Raw genomic sequence first — 18,560 nt, 5'->3', positions numbered from 1 at the left:
ATAGCCCATGGCGGCCGCGCCTGCGCGCAGTTTGCGCACCGCGCGCAGGACGATGCGGGGCCGGCGGAAACGTCGATTGCTTAACATATGATTCAAACCGGTCAGTCGTTTGTTCAGTCACACTGCGCGCCGCACCGCATCCACATGGCCGTGGTGAACAGCGGGCGCGCGACAGCGGATGCTTGCCATGTTCACTACTTAGTTGGCTGCGTTACAAGCGCACCTTCTTTTGCACTTAACTCGCGTGGCGCACACCCCGTTGACCGGGTCGCGCGACACGCGCAGCCTGCTATCCATTCCACCACATCGGCGCCACATGGATGGGCCGGTGCGCAGAAAAATCTTCGTTCGCCGGGGCTTTTCGCAAAAAAACAACGGCGTTCGCCACGCAGGAGAAGCGGCGGGGAAGCGCTGGGGGAACGCCGTTCGCGCCCGGCGCGTATCGCCGTGAAGACGGCGCGCCGCGAGGCGTCAAGAGAGGTGCTTGTACTCTACCTGCAGGCGCGACAATTCGGCGCACAGTTGGGCGAACGCGGCGGCCGTCGGTTCGGGCGCGCCCTTCACGCCCAGCTCAATGTGGCGGCGCGTGTTGGCGTCGCCCACGCTGGGCAGGCTGAACACCTTGACGCCGGCGAACTGCGCTTCGAGCGCCTCCATCAGCGGCGTCAGCGCCGATTCGGCCGTGCCGTACACCAGCACCGATTGCTCGCTGTGCGGCGCGCGGTGGAACAGGTGGGCGTAGTGGTGGTCGAGCACCCACGCGATCATGGGATGGGCCATGACGGGGAAGCCGGGCACGAAGTAGTGCTCGCGCAGCGCGAAGCCGGCCACGTTGTTGTACGGGTTGGGGATCAGCGCGGCGCCTTCGGCGAATTCGGCCATCTTCAGCCGGTGCAGGTTCTCGGGCGAGTTGAGGTCGGCCGGCTGGCCGCTCTCCTCGCCCATCTGCAGAATACGCTGCTGGATGTTGCGCTTGCCCTGTTCATGCAGCACCAGCGGCAGGCCCAGCGCATCGGCGGCCGCCTTGCGCGTATGGTCGTCCGGCGTGGCGCCGATGCCGCCACAGCTGAACACGATGTCGCCGCTGGCGAAGGTGCGGCGCAGCGTGGCCGTGATGCGGGCCGGGTCGTCGCCCAGCACTTCGGCCCAGTCCAGCTGCAAGCCGCGCTCGGCCAGCATCTGCACCACTTTGGTGAAGTGCTGGTCGGTGCGCCGGCCCGACAGGATTTCGTCGCCGATGATGATCAATCCGATTGCCATGTCAGTCCTCGAAGTGTGTGGGTGTGCTTTGATACCCAAATGGTATCAGTTGACCGCCGCATTATGGTCACTGATGTCGCGCATCGGCGGCGCCGCGCGCAACCGTTCCAGCGCCTCCAGGCAGTAGTGGGCAAACCACAAGCCGGTGAAGATGAAGATCACCACGTACAGCCAGATCGAGGCGGCCGCCAGGAAGGGGAACAGCACGACGGACAAAGCCGTGCCGCCCAGCCACAACATGCCCGGCAGCGCGCCGGCCAGGCCCGACAGCACGCCGATGGCCAGCAGCGGCCAGCGGTGGCGCTGCAGCACGTCGGCCCGTTCCTCGGGGCTGGCGTGGTCGGCCAGGGTGTCGTACACCATCACGCGGCAGGTGAGCCAGCCCCACAGCAGGGACTGCACCACCAGCGCCAGCGGTGGAAACGCGTACAGCGGCAAGGTGAGCAGCCACAGGCCGATGAACACGGCCATGCCCGCCAGCGCCGTCAGCGCGCTGCCGACCAGGCTGCCGCCGTGCTTGCGTTCGAGCTGGCCGTAGCGGCGCTGGCCCACGTGGCGCACGATGGCCGGCATGGCGGCCACGCCGATGAACACCAGGGCCGTCAATATCATCAACGGCAACAGCAGCAGCATGGCGATCATGGGCACCACCACCGTCTTCAGCATGCCCAGGCCCAGCGAGGTGAGCAGGTTGCTGCTGTAGGCGAAGCCGTCGTACTGGATGAACAGGGCGTGCAGGTAATCGATCAGCGGTTGCAGGCCCACGTACAGCAGGCCGCCCCACAGCACGACGGCCAGCACGAAGGGGATCACGCTCAGCAGCAGCATGCGGCCATGCAGCTGCGACATCCAGGCGCGGCCATAGGACCGCATCAGCGCGCCCATCAGCGCAGGGTGCCGCGCGCGGCGGGCTTCAAATCGTGTGACATGGCGAATTCGCTTCCATTCCAGGGTGGTGGCCGGCCCCTGCCGGCGACGCCTGGCGATGATACTCCAGCGGCGGCGCTTTTTGGCGGGCCACGGCCGCTTGTTCTACAATGCGGGATTATCGTCAACGAACACCAAGGAAAACCATGTCCACCATCACCACCGCCTCGGGCCTGCAATACATCGAACTGACCGTCGGCGAAGGCGCCGAAGCCAAGGCCGGCCAGAACGTTACCGTGCACTACACCGGCTGGCTGCGCAACGACGACGGCAGCAAGGGCCCGAAATTCGATTCGAGCAAAGACCGCAACGATCCGTTTGAATTCGCCCTGGGCGCCGGCATGGTGATCCGCGGCTGGGATGAAGGCGTGCAAGGCATGAAGATCGGCGGCGTGCGCCAGCTGATCATCCCGTCCGACCTGGGCTACGGCTCGCGTGGCGCCGGCGGCGTGATCCCGCCAAACGCCACCCTGATCTTCGACGTGGAACTGCTGGCTGTTTAAGCTATCCACGAACGTCGTTCCCGCCTGCGCGGGAACGACGTGCTAACCTAGCCTCACCGCTGCCAGCTTCATCTTCAGCGCTGCCAACCCCGCCGCAACGCTTCCAGTTCCGCCCTCGGCTCCAGCATGTCGCCCACGATGCGCTGGTCTATCGCTTCCAGCAAGGCCGTCGGCATCTCCGCCCCGCCCCGCTTGTAGACGCCTATCTGCGGCATCGGTTTGCCGCCCTGCACCAATACCGGGATGCGCCACTCGTCGCTGGCCCGGCAAGCCAGACCCGTCAGCTCCTGCCCCGTGCCGGCCAAGGTGAACGTGCGGCAGTAGCCGCCCTCGCGCGACAGGAAACTGAGGCCGATCCGCACTTCACTCGACGCCGTGGCCGCGCCCCCCATCTGCAAACTGAGCGCCGACGCCAGCGCGCCCTGGGCGGCCAGCATGCCGTCATGGCTGGCCACCACCGTGACCGGTGTCGGCGGGCCGAACCAGCCGGGCTGCCAGCGGGCCAGGCCGAATTTGCCGGCCACCACCCCGACCAGCAGCGCCAGCGCCAGCGCGCCCCCTTCCAGCCAGCCCCAGTGACGCCGGCGCGCGCGGCGGGCCGCGCTGTGGTTGGCGGCGCGGCTGGCCCGCACGGCGTCGAGCTGCACCACGTTGGCGCCGCGCCGCGGGCGCGCGCTCTCGCGCGGGGCCTGGGCCGCGTACTGGCCCTGGCGCAGCGCCCGGTAGTGCGCCACGCGCCGCGCCACGCTGTCGTCCTGCCGCATGGCTTCCTCGACGGCGCGGCGGGTCGCCTCGTCCAGTTCGCCGTCCGCGTACGCAATCAGGATCTCGTCCGAAAAACTCATGATGGTGTCCTCGCTGGTACAGATCATAACCCTTTGCGGGGCCGCGCGGGCGCGCCACAGGCGCCGGCGTTGCGGCTTTTTCGCATGCCGCGCGGGGCGCCGCCAGACAAGGCAAAACGTGGTGCGGCGCGTCATAAAGCCTGCCAGCACAGGTGTTTTTCGGGCGCGCGGCGTGGCATGTCAGCTACTGTATGGCCTACTTCAACGAGAAACCATTACATTTGACAATATTTATGCTAATCTGCGCGCTCTATTAACCAAGGAGGTAGTAATGAAAAAAGGCGAATTGATTGCAGAGTTTGCGAAACGCACCGAGATGTCCGCTGCTGCCGCCAACGGTGCGGTGAACACGCTGATCGCCATCATCACCGAGCGCCTGAAAAAGGGTGACACGGTAGGCATCACCGGCTTCGGCACTTTCGCCGTTGCCAAGCGCGCCGCACGCAAAGGCCGTAATCCTGCCACCGGCGAAGCGATCAAGATCGCCGCGTCGAAGACCCCGAAATTCTCCGCTGGCGCGACGCTGAAAGCCGCTGTCAATCCGAAGAAGAAGTGATCTGCCCGCAGTAGCAATACTGGACAAGTGCCTGCCCAGGCACCGGAACCGGCGGCCCGGCGCGCAAGCGCAGGCCGCCGTTCTGTTTTTCAGACCTCGTCCATCAGCGCCAGCAGCACCAGCTTTTCGAACTCCGGTTCGAAGCGGCGGATGATGTTCTCCGGATCGCGCGCCAGCGCGTCGTCCGTCACGATGCCGAACTGCACCCCGCCGTTGTAGCTGAGGATCGATACCCCGATGCCGATGTCGCCCGACTGCGGCACCCAGAACATGACCTGGTCGAGCTGGCTGCCGGCCATGTACAGCGGCGTGCGCGGCCCCGGCACATTGCTCATCACGGCCGTGGCCTTGCGGGCGAAATAATTCTGAATCTCATTCTGCACCTGCTTGGGCGTGGCGCCCAGCACGCCCAGCACCGACATGGCCACCAGCGCCGTGTAGCCGCCCTTGAGTTCGTCCATGCGGCGCTGCACTTCGCGCAGCCGCGCCACCGGGTCCTCCAGCCCGACCGGCAGCACCAGCGGCACCAGGCCGAAGGCGTTGCCCAGCTTCTGGTGGCCGTCGGCCTTGCGCAGGTTGACCGGCACCATCACCCGCACCTGGCAGGCCGGGTCCACCGTGTCGCCGCAGGCGCGCAGGTAGGCGCGCAAAGCGCCAGCCACGCTGGCCATCAGCACGTCGTTGATCGAGCAGCCGTAGGCCTTGCTGATGGCCTTGACCTCGGACAGCGGCAGCGGCTCGCTCCAGGCCACGTGCTTGCGGCCATTGGGCTTGCCCTTCAGGCGCGTGGCGCTGTCGGAGTCCATGGTGGTGAGCTTGACGGCGTCCAGCGCCAGCTTGGTGGCCGTCTGGCCCAGCTGGCCGATCTTGCCGACCATCTGCGGCATGTCGGTCCACAGCCGCATCGACTTGAGCCACATGGCCGACGACAGGTCGATGGCCTTGACGGTGGTGGCCGTGATCGGCAGCAGGATCTGCTCCCACGGATTCTCCTCGGCCGCCTCGACGGCGACCTCGGACGGCCGGTGCAACTGGCTGTCCGGATGGGCGCCGAACATGGACATGAACACGCCCACCAGCGCCACGCCGTCGGCGATGCAGTGGTGGATGCGCACGATCAGGGCCTGGCGCACCTTGCCGTCCTCGCCCACGCAGTTGTCGACCAGGTGCATCTGCCACAGCGGCAGCACCGGGTCCAGCGGCTGCTGCGACAGCCGCCCCACCAGCCCCTGCAGCGCCGGCTTGTTGCAGCCGCCATCGGGCGCATCGTGCAGGCGCAGGTTGACCACGTGGTCGTCCAGGTTCACCTCCTGCTCCTGCCACCAGGCGCCCGTCACGTCCTGCACCACGCGGCTGCGGAAGCGGCGGTAGGCCAGGAAACGGGTGGTGAGCGCTTCCTTGAGGCCGTCGAGCGCGATGGGCTGGCTCATGATGGCCACGCCCACGATCATCATCTGGTTGCCTTCCGAATCCATCCTCAGCCATGCCGTATCCACGGTCGACATCTTCTTACGGCCAAACAAGGCTTTGGACAACATTCGAGCATCTCCTCTAAGGTTTGTAGGCGGTTTGTTTGTATTATGTCGCTGATCGGGATGTCAATGCGCTAAGTATTTATAGTGACATTGCTCTAACAACAATATGTGCAACACTTTTCGTCCACAGGAGCCGTTATGAGTTTACAAGAGCAATTCGCGCAGGCGCAGGCCGATTCCAAGAATCTGCCGGAGCGTCCGGACAATATGACCCTGCTGAAGATCTACGCCCTGTTCAAGCAGGCCAGCAGCGGTGACGTGGAAGGTGCGCGTCCTGGCTTCACCGACATGGTGGGCCGCGCCAAGTATGATGCCTGGGCCGCCCTCAAGGGCAACAGCCAGGATGAGGCGATGCAGCAATACATCGACCTGATCGAAGAACTGAAGGGCTGATCAGGCCCAACGCAAAAAAAGAGAGGGGCCGCGGCCCCTCTCTTTTTTTTCGGCCGCCGTTCAGGCCTTGCCGCCAAAGACTTTCTGCATGTTTTCCGCCACCTTGTGTTCGATCTTGTGGGCGAACGCGCTCAGCAAAAATCCCAGCTTGATCTGCATCTGCGCCTGATGCTTGTGCAGCGTGAGCGAGCCGGATACGCCGCTACGCTCGAAATGCAGGACATCGCCCTGCCAGGTGCACTCGATGTCGAATTCCTCGGCCATCTGCTCGGCCACTTTCTCCGCCGCTTCGCGGGCTTTCTTGTGTGACAGGTGGTGATCCTGCACGATGTTGATGTCCGCCATCTGGCCTTCCTCACTAATTGAACCAGCCGCCATGATGCCAGTTGGGGCCGCCCGGCGCTAGTGCCCGCGCTAGGCCCCTGCCTGGTGCGGCTGCCAGCCCAGCACCACCAGCAAGGCCGCGAAACCGACCACATAGGCCAGCGCCACATGCCAGCCGTGGCGCAGCCACAGCAGCACGGAACGGGCCTCCGGATACTGGCCGCTGAGCGCCACGCCGGCCGAGGAGCCGAACCAGATCATGGAGCCGCCAAAGCCCACCGCATAGGCCAAAAAGCCCCAGTCAAAGCCGCCCTGGCGCAGCGCCAGCGCCGTCAGCGGGATGTTGTCGAACACGGCCGACACGAAGCCGAGCGTGAGCGCGCTGGGCCAGGACGCGGCCGGCAGCGCCTGCACCGGCATCATGGACGCCGACCACACCAGCGCCAGCAGGAATACGGCGCCGCGCAGCGCACCGGGCAGCTCGTGCCAGTCGGGCCGGCGCCACAGGGCGGTGGCGCCCAGCGTCAGCCACACGGCCGCGCCCAGGAAGGGGAACACGCCTATCCAGTCCGGAAAGCGCACGCTGAGCAGCACATTGGTCAGCACGGCCGCCACCAGCACGCCGGCCACGATGGCCACCCGCGCCGCGTCGATGCGCACCCCGGCCGGCGCATCCTTGACGATGGGGCTGTAGGCCTGCTGCTGGCGCGCGGCCGGCAGCGCGCACACCAGCAGCGCCACGCCGGCCGCCACATAGGCATGCAGCACCTGCGACGGCGCCACCCCGGCCAGCCACATCATGGTGGTGGTGGTGTCGCCCACCACGCTGCCCGAACCGCCCGCGTTGGAGGCGGCCACGATGGCGGCCAGGTAGCCGATGTGTACCTTGCCGCGGAACACGCTGTGGGCCACGGTGCCGCCGATGATGGCGGCAGCGATGTTGTCGAGGAAGCTGGAGATGAAGAACACCAGCCAGAGCAGCACAAACGGCCCCTTCCAGTCGTCGGGCAGGTAGTCGGGCAGGATGTCGGGAATGCGGCTGCGCTCGAAGTGCTTGGCCAGCAGGGCGAAGCCGAGCAGCAGCGCCAGCAGGTTGGCCAGCCCCACCCACTCGTGGCCGGCGTGGGCCAGCAGGCCGGCCACGCCCGCCCCCTCGCCGAACGGCGCCCACAGCACCTTGTAGATGGTGATCACCAGCGCCCCGCCCAGCGCCGTCAGCATGGTGGATACGTGGGCGAAAGCGACCATGGCCAGCACCACGGCGAACAACAGGAATTCCAGCGGGATGCCGGCCAGGGCCGGCGTGACGGGATGGGGCATGCGGTCTCCAGGTAGGTGCGCCGGCTGGGCCGGCTGTCGTGTTTGGCTGGGATTCTAGCGCACCGGACCCGGCCACGGCCAATGGCGCAACCTTTGCGGCCACGCAAACCTGGCCGGCCCGCGCGGCGCGACGATGGACGCTGGCTGGCGCGCCAGCGCCATTCCCCACTCATCCAGCAAGGAGCGCGCATGAAAATTCTAGCAACGGCCCAGGGCGGCATCGCCGGCCAGGGCGGACATTACGAGGTCGACACCGACACCAACGTGCAGGGCAAGGCCCTGGAGGCGACCTTGGACAACGATCACTTCTTCGCCACCCCGCCCTCACCCCCGCCGCCGGCCGGGGCCGACCAGCTGCACTGGACCATCACGGTCGACGACCGGGGCCGGCGCCACAGCGTCTCGTTTTGCGAGGACGGGCGGCCGGCCAACCAGCGCTGGCAAAAGCTGCTGAACCAGATCCGCGCCGCCACCTGAGCCGCGCCTCCCGGCCTGCGGCCTGTTCGGGCCAATCTTGACTAGCGTCATCACCCCGCGCGCCGGGGTGTGCTACTGTCATTCCCCAGTAGAAAAAGCACCTGTCAGCAGACCGCCAGGCCCCGGCGCCGGCGGTGCGTGACCGTGCGCGGACCAGCGCGCGGCACGCATTTGCTTATAGAGATTGTATATAAGCGCAATTTGTGAGATGTGGCAAATTACCTTAAAATACAGTGCTTTGCTGAAGTTGGCATGGCCGATACGACGCCGCTGACGGACCAGCGCACCAACATTGATAGGACTGTTATGACTCACGTTGTCACCGAATCTTGCATCAGCTGTCGTTACACCGATTGCGTCGATGTTTGCCCGGTAGATTGTTTCCGCGAAGGCCCGAATTTCCTGGCGATCGATCCGGACGAATGCATCGACTGCGCCGTGTGCGTGGCCGAATGCCCCGTCAACGCCATTTTCGCTGAGGAAGATGTGCCGTCGGACCAGCAGCAATTCATCAAGATCAACGTCGAGCTGGCCCGTAACTGGCCCTCGATCACCAAGACCAAGGCGGCCCTGCCGGAAGCCGAAGAGTTCAAGGACGTCAAAGAGAAGCTGCACCTGCTGGTACGCTGATCGCGTCCCGCCCCGCACCGGCGCGCGTCCGGCACGGCCGGCTGGCAACGACAGGCAGCAACAGGCAGTGTTCAGGCGTGTCCGCCGCGTACGCGGCGTGCCCCGTTGTTGCCTGAACATTTAGCCCGAATGTTTACGCAACAACAGGGAAAATGGTATGCAAAGTGTCACCCCCACCCCAGCCGGCGTCATCGAAGCGGATGCCGTCATCATCGGCGCCGGCCCGGTCGGCCTGTTCCAGGTATTCGAACTGGGCCTGCTGGAAATCAAGGCCCACGTGATCGATTCGCTGCACGTCGTCGGCGGCCAGTGCGTGGAACTGTACCCGGACAAACCCATCTACGACATCCCCGCCGTGCCCTCGTGCACGGGCCAGGAGCTGACGGACAACCTGCTCAAGCAGATCGCCCCGTTCGAGCCCACCTTCCACCTGGGCCAGGAAGTGACCATCGTCGAGCGGCGCGAGGATGGCCGTTTCAACGTTGAAACGAGCACCGGCACCCGTTTCCTGGCCAAGACCATCTTCATCGCCGCCGGCGTCGGCTCGTTCCAGGCCCGCACGCTGAAAGTGGACGGCATCGAGCAGTTCGAAAACAGCCAGTTGTTCTACCGCGTCAAGGACCCCGCCCTGTTCGAAGGCAAGAACCTGGTCATCTGCGGCGGCGGCGACTCGGCGCTGGACTGGGCCCTGAACTTCGTCGGCAAGGCCGAATCGGTGGTGCTGGTGCACCGGCGCGAAGATTTCCGCGCCGCGCCGGCCTCGGTGGCCAAGATGAAGGCCCTGTGCGACGACTACGAAATGCAACTGATCATCGGCCAGGCCACCGGCTTCGACGCCAAGGATGGCAAGCTGACCGACCTCAAGGTGACGGGCGCCGACGGCGTCACGCGCCGCGTGCCGCTGGACATGCTGCTGGTGTTCTTCGGCCTGTCGCCCAAGCTGGGCCCGATCGCCGAATGGGGCCTGGACATCGAGCGCCGCCAGCTCAAAGTGCAGAGCACGGAGAAGTTCGAAACCAACGTGCCCGGCATCTTCGCCGTGGGCGACATCAACACCTATCCGGGCAAGAAAAAACTGATCCTGTCGGGCTTCCACGAAGCTGCTCTGGCCGCTTTTGGTGCAGCGCCATACATTTTCCCCGACAAGAAAATCCACATGCAATACACGACCACCTCGCCCAAGCTGCACAAGGTGCTAGGCGTGGAGACCCCCGTATTCGACTAGGAATCCGGCAGCGGCTTGGCCGTTCGTCCTACAAAAAAGCAGCGGAAACGCTGCTTTTTTTTATTCTGGCTGCGTTATGATGACTCATAGAGCCAAAAAGTTCGCTCATTCCCTTGCGGAAACAGAGGTATCATCATGCAAGGCGCCAGTAAACATGCCGCTCCCGCCTTTCTCGCGGGAATCTCGAAATGCTTTACGACACGAACAAATATCCTATAATTGATCCATGATGTATAGGTATGGTGCGCCGCACCATCCTCACTGCCAGGAATATTTATGCTCTACCAACTGCACGAAATGCAACGCTCGTTCCTGACGCCTTTGATGCATTGGGCCGACGCGTCGTCCAAACTGTTTACCAACCCTGTCTCGCCGCTGGCGCACACGCCATTCTCGCAGCGGATCGCGGCCGGCTACGAGTTGATGTACCGTTTGGGCAAGGATTATGAAAAACCGGCGTTCGAGATCGACAGCACCGAGATCAACGGCGAACAAGTGGGCATCATCGAACAAGTGGTGGAAACCAAGCCGTTCTGCCGCCTGATCCACTTCCGCAAGGACCTGGGCGAGAAAGCGCTGCGCGCCCTCAAGCAACCGAAGGTCTTGCTGGTGGCGCCGCTGTCGGGCCACCACTCCACGCTGCTGCGCGACACCGTGCGCGGCCTGCTGGTGGAACACGACGTCTACATCACGGACTGGACCGACGCGCGCATGGTGCCGGTCTCGGCCGGCCCGTTCCACCTGGACGATTACATCTTCTACGTGCAGGACTTCATCCGCCTGCTGGCGCCGGACCTGCACGTGATCTCCGTGTGCCAGCCGACGGTGCCGGTGCTGGCCGCCATCTCGCTGATGGCGTCGGACAACGATCCCAAGCTGCCCAAGACCATGACCATGATGGGCGGCCCGATCGACCCGCGCAAATCGCCGACCCAGGTCAACAACCTGGCCACGGAAAAGAAATTCTCGTGGTTCGAGAATACGGTGATCTACGCGGTGCCGCCCAACTACCCGGGCTTCGGCCGCAAGGTCTATCCGGGCTTCCTGCAGCACGCCGGTTTCATCGCCATGAACCCGGGCCGCCACGCCCAGAGCCACCGCGAGTTCTACATGCACCTGGTGCAGGGCGACGACGAGCCGGCCGACAGCCACCGCAAGTTCTACGATGAATACAATGCCGTGCTCGACATGCCGGCCGAGTACTACCTCGACACCATCAAGACCGTGTTCCAGGAATTCCGGCTGCCGAAAGGCACCTGGATGGTAGGCGGCAAGCCCGTGCGCCCGCAGGACATCAAGACGGTGGCGCTGTTCACGGTCGAAGGCGAGCTCGACGACATCTCCGGCGCCGGCCAGACCCAGGCCGCGCACGAGCTGTGCAGCGGCATTCCGGCCGACATGCAGCAAGACTTCGTGGCGCCGCAAGCGGGCCACTACGGCATCTTCTCGGGCCGCCGCTGGCGCGAGATGATCTGCCCGAAAATTGGCGAGTTCATCCGCAAGCACGGCTGATCCCGACCAGGCAGTCCCACAAGGCGGGACGTCACACCAGGCTGGTGTGACGTCCCGTTTTTTTATGCCCCGCTGCGCGCGGTGACTAGTCGGCCACCGCCCGCGCGTGCGGCGTGCCGGTCCGGCGCGGCACGCTGCCGCCGTCGAGGTGGGCGCGCTGCCAGTATTCCTTCTCCAGCCGCTCCAGGTCCAGCTCGCGGGCCGCGTTGTTGAACGCCTTCTGCTGTTCCAGCCCCTGCGCCGTGTGCTTGAAGCACACCGTCACGGGCCGCTCCTTGAACAGGTTGTCCGCGATGCCCACGCGCTCGCGCTCGGCCGGCCCGAACTGCGGCTCGTGCAACAGGTAATCGAGCACGTGGCGCTCGATGACGATCACGGAATAGCGCCCGATCAACAGCTTGCGCAGATTGGTCTCGTCGTTGACGCCCTCCTCCGGCGACACGTCGCCACGCGCGCGGGCCGCGTCGAACTGCTCGCCATACGCGTAGCCGGCCACCGTGCCCAGCCGCACGCCGCGCAGGCCGGCCAGCGTGTCGGGCCGCACGGGCGCCGATTTCAGGTAGGCGAGCACCGTCAGCGTGCTGCCGATGGGGGAGGAAAAATGGCACAGCTTCTCGCGCTCGGGCGTGCGCCACACCGGCAGCAAGCCCGCATAGCGCGGATTATGCAGGCCAAACTCCATGGCCCGCTTCCATGGAAAATATTCGATTTCCGAGCGCATGCCCAGCTTCTGGTAGACGGCGGCCACCAGCGCGCCAGACAAGCCATCGCCCGGCAGCGCGGCGGTGACGAACGGCGGCCACTCGTCGGCCGAAAAACGCACCACGGGCAAGGGCGCCGCCGCCAGCCACGCCGGCCAACACGCGCAGGCCAGCCACGCCACCACAATGCTCGACTTCAACCGCCCCATCCACATACTCCATCGTAAGCCCGGCGGTTACCATGCCGCCGGTATGATCGGTCACTATCGTCCCACAAAAGGCCACACAACACGGTTGTATTTCAGCAACTTTCCGGATCATGCGCACGGCGCAATGATGGCCGATATTTTTCGGCCCATCGCGCGCGGATATTGGATAATGACGTTTTACCGCATTCAAGCTGACCGTGTCGTCCACCAACACCCCCACCCTCGCCGACCGCATCGAAGACGTGCTGCCGCAAACCCAGTGCACCAAATGTGGCTACCAGGGCTGCCGCCCTTACGCGGAGGCAATCGCGGCCGCCCAGGCCGGGATCAACCAATGCCCGCCCGGCGGCGCGGAAGGCGTGGCCCGCCTGGCCGCGCTGACGGGTCAGAAGGTCATTCCCATCAACCCCGTCAACGGCATGGAACGTCCGCGCGCCGTGGCCTACATCGATGAAGCGCTGTGCATCGGCTGCACGCTGTGCATCCAGGCCTGCCCGGTGGACGCCATCGTGGGCGCGGCCAAGCAGATGCACACCATCGTGCCCGACCTGTGCACCGGTTGCGATCTGTGCGTGAATCCGTGCCCGGTCGATTGCATCGTCATGTACCCGGTGACGGAGACGACCGGCTGGGATGCCTGGAGCCAGCCGCTGGCCGACGCCGCCCGCGAGCGGCACGACTTCCGCGCGCAGCGCCTGCGCCGCGACGCCGAGGAAAACGACGCGCGGCTGGCCGCCAAGGCCGTGGCCAAGATGAAGGCGGTGGACGCGCTGGACCCGGCCACGGCGGCCGACGAGGCGGAGAAGGAACGCAAGCGCGCCATCATCGCAGCCGCCATGGAACGGGCGCGCCTGAAGAAGGAAGCGGCGCAGCAGGAGCAGCAGCAGGCGCCGCAAGACAAGGCCGCCAAGGAAAACAAACCGGAATGAATCAAGCCAAACGCTACGAAATGTTCACGCGCTTTCGCGCAGCCAATCCCAAACCCGTCACGGAACTGGAATACACCACACCGTTCGAACTGCTGATCGCCGTGCTGCTGTCGGCCCAGGCCACGGACGTGGGCGTGAACAAGGCCACCCGCAAGCTGTACCCGGTGGCCAATACGCCGGCCAAGATACTGGCGCTGGGCGAGGAAGAACTCAAGGGCTATATCCAGACCATCGGCCTGTACAAGACCAAGGCCAAGAACGTGATCGCCACCTGCAAGATCCTGCTGGAGCAGCATGGCGGCGAAGTGCCGCGCGACCGCGAGTCATTGGAGGCGCTGCCCGGCGTGGGCCGCAAGACGGCCAATGTGGTGATGAACACGGCCTTCGGCGAACCGACCATGGCGGTCGACACCCACATCTTCCGGGTGGCCAACCGCACCGGCCTCGCACCGGGCAAGAATGTCGACATCGTGGAGCAGAAGCTGCTCAAGTTCGTGCCCAAGGAATTCCTGCACGACGCCCACCACTGGCTGATCCTCCACGGCCGCTACACCTGCAAGGCGCGCAAGCCCGAATGCTGGAACTGCATGGTGGCCGACCTGTGCGACTACCGCCAAAAGACGCCGGCGCCGGAAGGCGCTTGACGAACAGCCGCCCGCGCGCCCGTCACGCGCGCGGCGGCCATCGCTTTGCTTACACCAGCACCAGGTTGTCGCGGTGGATCAGCTCCGGGCCTTCCACGAAGCCGAGGATGGCTTCGATTTCCGTCGATGGCTTGCGCATGATGCGGCGCGCTTCGGCGCTCGTGTAGTTGGACAGGCCGCGCGCCACCGGATGGCCTTCCGGATTGACGCAGGTGATGACGGCGCCACGGCCGAACTCACCCTTCACTTCCGTCACGCCGATCGGCAGCAGCGACTTGCCTTCATCCTTCAATTTCTGCACGGCGCCCGCGTCCAGCACCACCTGGCCCACCGTGTGCAGGTGGTCGGCCATCCACTGCTTGCGCGCCGTCAGGTGGCCCGTCTGCGCCGTCAGCTCGGTGCCGATGGCTTCACCTTGCGCCAGGCGGCTCAGCACGTCGCTGTCGCGGCCCCAGGCGATGATGGTGTGGGCGCCCGACTTGGCAGCGCGCTTGGCGGCCAGGATCTTGGTCAGCATGCCGCCGCGGCCGATGCTGGTGCCGGCGCCACCGGCCATGGCTTCCAGCGCCGGATCGCCGGCGCGGCCCTGACGGATCAGCTGCGCGTTCGGGTCCTTGCGCGGATCGGCTGAATACAGGCCGTGCTGGTCGGTCAGGATGATCAGCGCGTCGGCCTCGATCAGATTGGCCACCAGTGCGCCCAGCGTGTCGTTGTCGCCGAACTTGATCTCGTCCGTCACCACCGTGTCGTTCTCGTTGATGATGGGGACCACGCCCAGGCGCAGCAAGGTGGTGAGCGTGGAGCGCGCGTTCAGGTAGCGTTCGCGGTCGGCCAGGTCGGCGTGGGTGAGCAGCACCTGCGCCGTGCCCAGCTGGTGGGCGCGGAAGCTGGTCTCGTAGATCTGCGCCAGGCCCATCTGGCCCACGGCCGCGCAAGCCTGCAGTTCGTGGATGTCGGTGGGGCGCTGCTCGAAGCCCAGGCGCAGCATGCCCTCGGCCACCGCGCCCGACGACACCAGCACCACTTCCTTGCCCAGCGCCCGCAGGCCGGCGATCTGCGCGGCCCAGCGCGCGATGGCGGCGTGGTCCAGGCCCCGGCCGTCGTTGGTGACCAGCGAGGAACCGACCTTGATGATGACGCGGGTGGCTTTCTGTATGACGGAATTCATAGTGCGGCGGTTCTTATCTCAAGGCGCGGCCTGGCCGCGCATGGCTATCAAACACCCCGGCGCACGCGCCAGGACAGGGTTTGCTGTGATATCGCCTGGGACGGGCGGGTCGCCCGGTCTTGCCGCAACCGGCGCCGCGCCCGTGGTAGCGGGGCCTGCGCCGACATGGATGACACAAACAGTGGTAACCGTTTATCTCAAAGGGAAAATGCGAATCGGCCGCGCGAGGCGGCCGAATGGGAATCACGTACTGTGATTGTAATCGAAGACGGGCTTGCCGTTCAGTGCGATCAGTCCAGGATTTTAGTCCAGGATTTTGAAACGGGGATCGTCCGGGTCGATGGACGAGATGCCGCGCGCCTCTTCCGTCATCTGGGTTTCTTCCGCGCGCTGCTCCTCGTGCTTCTTCTGCTCCAGGTGCAGGTAGATGGCGTTGACCAGGTCCTGCGTGCCTTCGTGGCTCAGGGCCGAGATCTCGAACACGGGGCCCTTCCAGCCGAAGCGCTTGAGGAAGTCCTTGACGACCGTCTTGCGCTCGTCCGCCGGCACCACGTCCAGCTTGTTGAGCACCAGCCAGCGCGGCTTGTCGGCCAGCGCCTCGTCGTACTTCTTGAGCTCCTTGACCAGCGCCTTGGCTTCCTTGACCGGATCGACGTTGGCCTCGAACGGCGCCAGGTCGACGATGTGCAGCAGCAGGCCGGTGCGCTGCAGGTGGCGCAGGAACTGGTGGCCCAGGCCCGCGCCTTCGGCCGCGCCCTCGATCAGGCCGGGAATGTCGGCGATCACGAAGCTGCGCTCATGCGACACGCGCACCACGCCCAGGTTGGGGTGCAAGGTGGTGAACGGGTAGTCGGCGATCTTGGGACGGGCGTTGGAGACGGCCGAGATGAAGGTCGACTTGCCCGCGTTGGGCATGCCCAGCAGGCCCACGTCGGCCAGCACCTTCAGCTCCAGGCGCAGTTCGCGCCGTTCGCCTTCCTTGCCCTCGGTCTTCTGGCGCGGCGCACGGTTGGTCGACGTCTTGAAGTGGATGTTGCCCCAGCCGCCCTCGCCGCCCTTGGCCAGCAGTTCGATCTGGCCGTGTTCGGTCAGGTCGGCGATGATTTCGCCGCTGGTGTTGTCGATGATCAGGGTGCCCACCGGCATGCGCAGCTGGATGTCTTCCGCGCCCTTGCCGTAGCAGTCGGCGCCGCGTCCCGGCTCGCCGTCCTTGGCCTTGTGCATCTTGGAGTAGCGGTAGTCGACCAGCGTGTTGACGTTGCGGTCGGCGATGGCCCAGATCGAGCCGCCGCGTCCGCCGTCGCCGCCGTCCGGGCCGCCGAAGGGTCTAAATTTTTCACGGCAAAAAGAGGCGCAGCCATTGCCGCCGTTGCCGGCGATGACTTCAATTTTTGCTTCGTCGATAAACTTCATAGTGTGCCGCCATAAAACTAAAAAGGCTCTACCTTGGGCAGAGCCTTTCGATTGAAGGCTTGCGCCTTACGGGGTGGCATGCCGCATGGGCATGCCGGTACCAATTACGCTGGTACGACGGTCACGAACTGGTGCGAGTTCGGGCCTTTGACAACGAACTTCACCTTGCCGTCCACCAGGGCGAACAGGGTGTGGTCCTTGCCCATGCCTACGCCTTCGCCGGCGCGCACTGGGGTGCCGCGTTGACGAATGATGATGCCGCCGGCGTTGATCGCCTGGCCGCCGTAGACTTTAACGCCCAGACGTTTTGATTCTGAGTCACGGCCGTTTCGCGTAGTGCCGCCGCCTTTTTTGTGTGCCATGCTAAAGCTCCTTCGATACTAGTTTGGTTAGGACAGCGGCGATTAGCCGTTGATCGAAACGATTTGGATTTCGGTGTAATTCTGGCGATGGCCCTGATGCTTCTGGTAGTGCTTACGACGACGCATCTTGAAAATCTTCACCTTATCGTGACGACCGTGTGCCACAACAGTTACCAGTACCTTCGCACCTTCGACCAATGGAGCACCAAACTTGATGCTGTCGCCCGCGCCAACGGCGAGAACCTGATCGATGGTGATTTCGGAACCAATGTCTGCCGGTATCTGTTCTACTTTGAGTTTTTCGCCAGCGACAACTTTATACTGTTTGCCACCGGTTTTTATGACCGCGTACATGATTTGAAACCTCATCAAATGTTTAGAAAAATTCCCTCCCGACTCGGCGTTGCAAGCAGGCTGAAAACGGGGGAACCGCTGATTATACATGCGTTGGGATTTCGCGTCAAAAACTATTCACAAACTTGATGCGGCGTGGTATGTCACTCTGCGCGCCGGCGCCAGTCGTTATGCAAATGATATCCAAGTTGCAGGCCCTGGCGGCCAAATGCCCCTTGCCGCAGGGCCATGTCGTATAATCGCGGCACACTACACAGTCCATTGCAGGTTCGCCTTGTCCGACGCTACCCAACACACCAAGCAAAACACCATCGCCCAAACGATCGCCGCCGACATGGACGCGGTCAACACGGTGATCCGCCAGAAATTGCATTCCGAGGTCAGCCTCGTCAACCAGATCGCTGAGTACATCATCAGCGCCGGCGGCAAGCGCATCCGGCCGGTGCTGGTGCTGCTGGTGGCCAACGCCTATTCTTACCAGGGGACGGCGCACCACGAGCTGGCGGCCGTGGTCGAATTCATCCACACCGCGACCCTGCTGCACGATGACGTGGTGGACGAATCGTCGCTGCGCCGCGGCCGCGCCACGGCCAACGCGCTGTTCGGCAACGCCGCTTCCGTGCTGGTGGGCGACTTCCTGTACTCGCGCGCGTTCCAGATGATGGTGGGCCTGAACAATATGCGTGTGATGCAGATCCTGTCGGACGCCACCAACGTGATCGCGGAAGGCGAAGTGCTGCAACTGCTGAACATGCACGACCCGGACGTGAACGAGGAACGCTACCTGCAAGTGATCCGCTCCAAGACGGCCAAGCTGTTCGAGGCGGCGGCCGAGCTGGGCGCGCTGGTGTCGGGCGCCACCGACGCCCAGATCGCGGCGGCCGGCGAATACGGCCGCTCGCTGGGCACGGCCTTCCAACTGATCGACGACGTGCTGGACTACGCGGGCGACGCGGGCGAGATCGGCAAGAACGTGGGCGACGACCTGCGCGAAGGCAAACCGACGCTGCCACTGATCTACCTGATGGAAAACGGCACCGAGGAACAACGGGCGCTGGTGCGCAGCTGCATCGAGCAGGGCGACGAACAGCATTTCGACACCATCCTGGCCGCCATCACCACCAGCGGCGCGCTCGAATACACGCGCCAGCAAGCCGTGACGGCCGCCCAACGCGCCGCCGACGCCATCGCCGACCTGCCCGACAGCGTCTACAAGCAATCGCTGCTGCAACTGGCCAGCTTCGCCGTCGACCGCACGCATTAATCCTGCGCG

The 18,560-nt window shown here is 64.7% G+C and carries 21 protein-coding genes; 10 read left to right on the top strand and 11 right to left on the bottom strand.

What is annotated here, in order from left to right; translation table 11 throughout:
- Positions 1-471: 471 nt before the first annotated feature.
- Complete coding sequence (locus H3H37_RS05555; protein WP_182160635.1) at positions 472-1,260, bottom strand: competence/damage-inducible protein A; 789 nt, start codon at positions 1,258-1,260, stop codon at positions 472-474.
- Between the two features lie 45 nt (positions 1,261-1,305).
- Positions 1,306-2,145 (bottom strand): EI24 domain-containing protein, encoded by an 840-nt coding sequence (locus H3H37_RS05550; RefSeq protein ID WP_182160634.1) that lies wholly within the window; start codon positions 2,143-2,145, stop codon positions 1,306-1,308.
- A 188-nt stretch (positions 2,146-2,333) separates the two neighbouring features.
- Between H3H37_RS05550 and H3H37_RS05545 the strand changes: the two genes are divergently transcribed.
- Positions 2,334-2,690, top strand: coding sequence for an FKBP-type peptidyl-prolyl cis-trans isomerase (locus H3H37_RS05545; protein ID WP_182160633.1), 357 nt, complete (start codon positions 2,334-2,336; stop codon positions 2,688-2,690).
- 74 nt (positions 2,691-2,764) lie between these two features.
- On the opposite strand, the gene H3H37_RS05540 is transcribed toward H3H37_RS05545, so the two are convergent.
- Positions 2,765-3,562 (bottom strand): anti-sigma factor, encoded by a 798-nt coding sequence (locus H3H37_RS05540; protein WP_229218669.1) that lies wholly within the window; start codon positions 3,560-3,562, stop codon positions 2,765-2,767.
- A gap of 244 nt (positions 3,563-3,806) precedes the next feature.
- On the opposite strand from H3H37_RS05540, the gene H3H37_RS05535 reads away from it, so the two are divergent.
- Positions 3,807-4,091 carry an HU family DNA-binding protein gene (locus H3H37_RS05535; protein ID WP_182154442.1) on the top strand — a complete coding sequence of 95 codons (285 nt, stop codon included), beginning with the start codon at positions 3,807-3,809 and terminating at the stop codon, positions 4,089-4,091.
- An 89-nt stretch (positions 4,092-4,180) separates the two neighbouring features.
- Here the strand turns inward: H3H37_RS05535 and H3H37_RS05530 are convergent, their stop codons facing one another.
- A complete protein-coding gene (locus H3H37_RS05530) occupies positions 4,181-5,629 on the bottom strand; it encodes a wax ester/triacylglycerol synthase family O-acyltransferase (RefSeq protein ID WP_255459126.1) in 1,449 nt (482 codons plus the stop codon).
- A 135-nt stretch (positions 5,630-5,764) separates the two neighbouring features.
- Between H3H37_RS05530 and H3H37_RS05525 the strand changes: the two genes are divergently transcribed.
- A complete protein-coding gene (locus H3H37_RS05525; RefSeq protein WP_182160632.1) occupies positions 5,765-6,019 on the top strand; it encodes an acyl-CoA-binding protein in 255 nt (84 codons plus the stop codon).
- 60 nt (positions 6,020-6,079) lie between these two features.
- Here H3H37_RS05525 and H3H37_RS05520 read toward each other — a convergent pair whose 3' ends face one another.
- Positions 6,080-6,364 (bottom strand): polyhydroxyalkanoic acid system family protein, encoded by a 285-nt coding sequence (locus tag H3H37_RS05520; RefSeq protein WP_182160631.1) that lies wholly within the window; start codon positions 6,362-6,364, stop codon positions 6,080-6,082.
- Positions 6,365-6,433: 69 nt separating this feature from the next.
- Positions 6,434-7,663 (bottom strand): citrate transporter, encoded by a 1,230-nt coding sequence (locus H3H37_RS05515; RefSeq protein ID WP_182160630.1) that lies wholly within the window; start codon positions 7,661-7,663, stop codon positions 6,434-6,436.
- 189 nt (positions 7,664-7,852) lie between these two features.
- Here H3H37_RS05515 and H3H37_RS05510 point away from each other — a divergent pair, with 189 nt between their 5' ends.
- From H3H37_RS05510 to H3H37_RS05495, 4 genes are all read left to right on the top strand, one after another.
- Positions 7,853-8,140, top strand: a complete 288-nt coding sequence (locus H3H37_RS05510) for a protealysin inhibitor emfourin (RefSeq protein WP_182160629.1) — start codon at positions 7,853-7,855, stop codon at positions 8,138-8,140.
- Between the two features lie 306 nt (positions 8,141-8,446).
- The gene (gene fdxA, locus H3H37_RS05505; RefSeq protein WP_182160690.1) at positions 8,447-8,770 is read left to right on the top strand and encodes a ferredoxin FdxA; all 324 of its coding nucleotides are present in this window, start codon (positions 8,447-8,449) and stop codon (positions 8,768-8,770) included.
- A 157-nt stretch (positions 8,771-8,927) separates the two neighbouring features.
- On the top strand, positions 8,928-9,995 hold the full coding sequence (locus tag H3H37_RS05500) for an NAD(P)/FAD-dependent oxidoreductase (protein ID WP_182160628.1): 1,068 nt from the start codon (positions 8,928-8,930) through the stop codon (positions 9,993-9,995).
- A gap of 276 nt (positions 9,996-10,271) precedes the next feature.
- Positions 10,272-11,507, top strand: a complete 1,236-nt coding sequence (locus H3H37_RS05495; RefSeq protein WP_182160627.1) for a polyhydroxyalkanoate depolymerase — start codon at positions 10,272-10,274, stop codon at positions 11,505-11,507.
- Between the two features lie 85 nt (positions 11,508-11,592).
- Here H3H37_RS05495 and H3H37_RS05490 read toward each other — a convergent pair whose 3' ends face one another.
- On the bottom strand, positions 11,593-12,408 hold the full coding sequence (locus H3H37_RS05490; protein WP_229218668.1) for a substrate-binding periplasmic protein: 816 nt from the start codon (positions 12,406-12,408) through the stop codon (positions 11,593-11,595).
- Positions 12,409-12,608: 200 nt separating this feature from the next.
- Between H3H37_RS05490 and rsxB the strand changes: the two genes are divergently transcribed.
- Positions 12,609-13,346, top strand: coding sequence for an electron transport complex subunit RsxB (gene rsxB, locus H3H37_RS05485; RefSeq protein WP_220456350.1), 738 nt, complete (start codon positions 12,609-12,611; stop codon positions 13,344-13,346).
- Positions 13,343-13,990 carry an endonuclease III gene (gene nth, locus H3H37_RS05480; RefSeq protein ID WP_182160624.1) on the top strand — a complete coding sequence of 216 codons (648 nt, stop codon included), beginning with the start codon at positions 13,343-13,345 and terminating at the stop codon, positions 13,988-13,990. Before rsxB ends, nth begins: the two co-directional genes overlap by 4 nt.
- Before the next feature lie 49 nt (positions 13,991-14,039).
- Here nth and proB read toward each other — a convergent pair whose 3' ends face one another.
- The 4 genes from proB to rplU all read right to left on the bottom strand — a co-directional run bounded on the left by proB (position 14,040) and on the right by rplU (position 17,287).
- Positions 14,040-15,158, bottom strand: a complete 1,119-nt coding sequence (gene proB, locus H3H37_RS05475; protein ID WP_182160623.1) for a glutamate 5-kinase — start codon at positions 15,156-15,158, stop codon at positions 14,040-14,042.
- Positions 15,159-15,461: 303 nt separating this feature from the next.
- Positions 15,462-16,571, bottom strand: a complete 1,110-nt coding sequence (gene obgE / locus H3H37_RS05470; protein ID WP_182160622.1) for a GTPase ObgE — start codon at positions 16,569-16,571, stop codon at positions 15,462-15,464.
- A 104-nt stretch (positions 16,572-16,675) separates the two neighbouring features.
- Complete coding sequence (gene rpmA, locus H3H37_RS05465; protein WP_182160621.1) at positions 16,676-16,933, bottom strand: 50S ribosomal protein L27; 258 nt, start codon at positions 16,931-16,933, stop codon at positions 16,676-16,678.
- A 42-nt stretch (positions 16,934-16,975) separates the two neighbouring features.
- Positions 16,976-17,287, bottom strand: coding sequence for a 50S ribosomal protein L21 (gene rplU / locus H3H37_RS05460; protein WP_056149930.1), 312 nt, complete (start codon positions 17,285-17,287; stop codon positions 16,976-16,978).
- Between the two features lie 274 nt (positions 17,288-17,561).
- On the opposite strand from rplU, the gene ispB reads away from it, so the two are divergent.
- Positions 17,562-18,551: an octaprenyl diphosphate synthase gene (gene ispB, locus H3H37_RS05455; protein ID WP_182160620.1), complete on the top strand. Its 990-nt coding sequence runs from the start codon at positions 17,562-17,564 to the stop codon at positions 18,549-18,551.
- Positions 18,552-18,560 lie beyond the last annotated feature (9 nt).

Origin of the sequence: Rugamonas brunnea (genome assembly GCF_014042345.1) — a bacterium.
Lineage (GTDB): Bacteria > Pseudomonadota > Gammaproteobacteria > Burkholderiales > Burkholderiaceae_D > Rugamonas > Rugamonas brunnea.
Note: the sequence above shows the minus strand (reverse complement) of the source record. Positions and strands in the feature narration are given on the sequence as shown.

What these genes read in the sequence shown, in the direction of transcription:
- fdxA (WP_182160690.1), top strand. Translation starts at nt 8,447, where the DNA reads ATGACTCACGTTGTCACCGAATCTTGCATCAGCTGTCGTTACACCGAT.
- H3H37_RS05520 (WP_182160631.1), bottom strand. Translation starts at nt 6,364, where the DNA reads ATGGCGGACATCAACATCGTGCAGGATCACCACCTGTCACACAAGAAA.
- rplU (WP_056149930.1), bottom strand. Translation starts at nt 17,287, where the DNA reads ATGTACGCGGTCATAAAAACCGGTGGCAAACAGTATAAAGTTGTCGCT.
- H3H37_RS05495 (WP_182160627.1), top strand. Translation starts at nt 10,272, where the DNA reads ATGCTCTACCAACTGCACGAAATGCAACGCTCGTTCCTGACGCCTTTG.
- H3H37_RS05535 (WP_182154442.1), top strand. Translation starts at nt 3,807, where the DNA reads ATGAAAAAAGGCGAATTGATTGCAGAGTTTGCGAAACGCACCGAGATG.
- obgE (WP_182160622.1), bottom strand. Translation starts at nt 16,571, where the DNA reads ATGAAGTTTATCGACGAAGCAAAAATTGAAGTCATCGCCGGCAACGGC.
- proB (WP_182160623.1), bottom strand. Translation starts at nt 15,158, where the DNA reads ATGAATTCCGTCATACAGAAAGCCACCCGCGTCATCATCAAGGTCGGT.
- H3H37_RS05500 (WP_182160628.1), top strand. Translation starts at nt 8,928, where the DNA reads ATGCAAAGTGTCACCCCCACCCCAGCCGGCGTCATCGAAGCGGATGCC.
- H3H37_RS05540 (WP_229218669.1), bottom strand. Translation starts at nt 3,562, where the DNA reads ATGATCTGTACCAGCGAGGACACCATCATGAGTTTTTCGGACGAGATC.
- nth (WP_182160624.1), top strand. Translation starts at nt 13,343, where the DNA reads ATGAATCAAGCCAAACGCTACGAAATGTTCACGCGCTTTCGCGCAGCC.
- H3H37_RS05550 (WP_182160634.1), bottom strand. Translation starts at nt 2,145, where the DNA reads ATGGGCGCGCTGATGCGGTCCTATGGCCGCGCCTGGATGTCGCAGCTG.
- H3H37_RS05555 (WP_182160635.1), bottom strand. Translation starts at nt 1,260, where the DNA reads ATGGCAATCGGATTGATCATCATCGGCGACGAAATCCTGTCGGGCCGG.
- H3H37_RS05525 (WP_182160632.1), top strand. Translation starts at nt 5,765, where the DNA reads ATGAGTTTACAAGAGCAATTCGCGCAGGCGCAGGCCGATTCCAAGAAT.
- rpmA (WP_182160621.1), bottom strand. Translation starts at nt 16,933, where the DNA reads ATGGCACACAAAAAAGGCGGCGGCACTACGCGAAACGGCCGTGACTCA.
- H3H37_RS05545 (WP_182160633.1), top strand. Translation starts at nt 2,334, where the DNA reads ATGTCCACCATCACCACCGCCTCGGGCCTGCAATACATCGAACTGACC.
- H3H37_RS05510 (WP_182160629.1), top strand. Translation starts at nt 7,853, where the DNA reads ATGAAAATTCTAGCAACGGCCCAGGGCGGCATCGCCGGCCAGGGCGGA.
- H3H37_RS05515 (WP_182160630.1), bottom strand. Translation starts at nt 7,663, where the DNA reads ATGCCCCATCCCGTCACGCCGGCCCTGGCCGGCATCCCGCTGGAATTC.
- H3H37_RS05530 (WP_255459126.1), bottom strand. Translation starts at nt 5,629, where the DNA reads ATGTTGTCCAAAGCCTTGTTTGGCCGTAAGAAGATGTCGACCGTGGAT.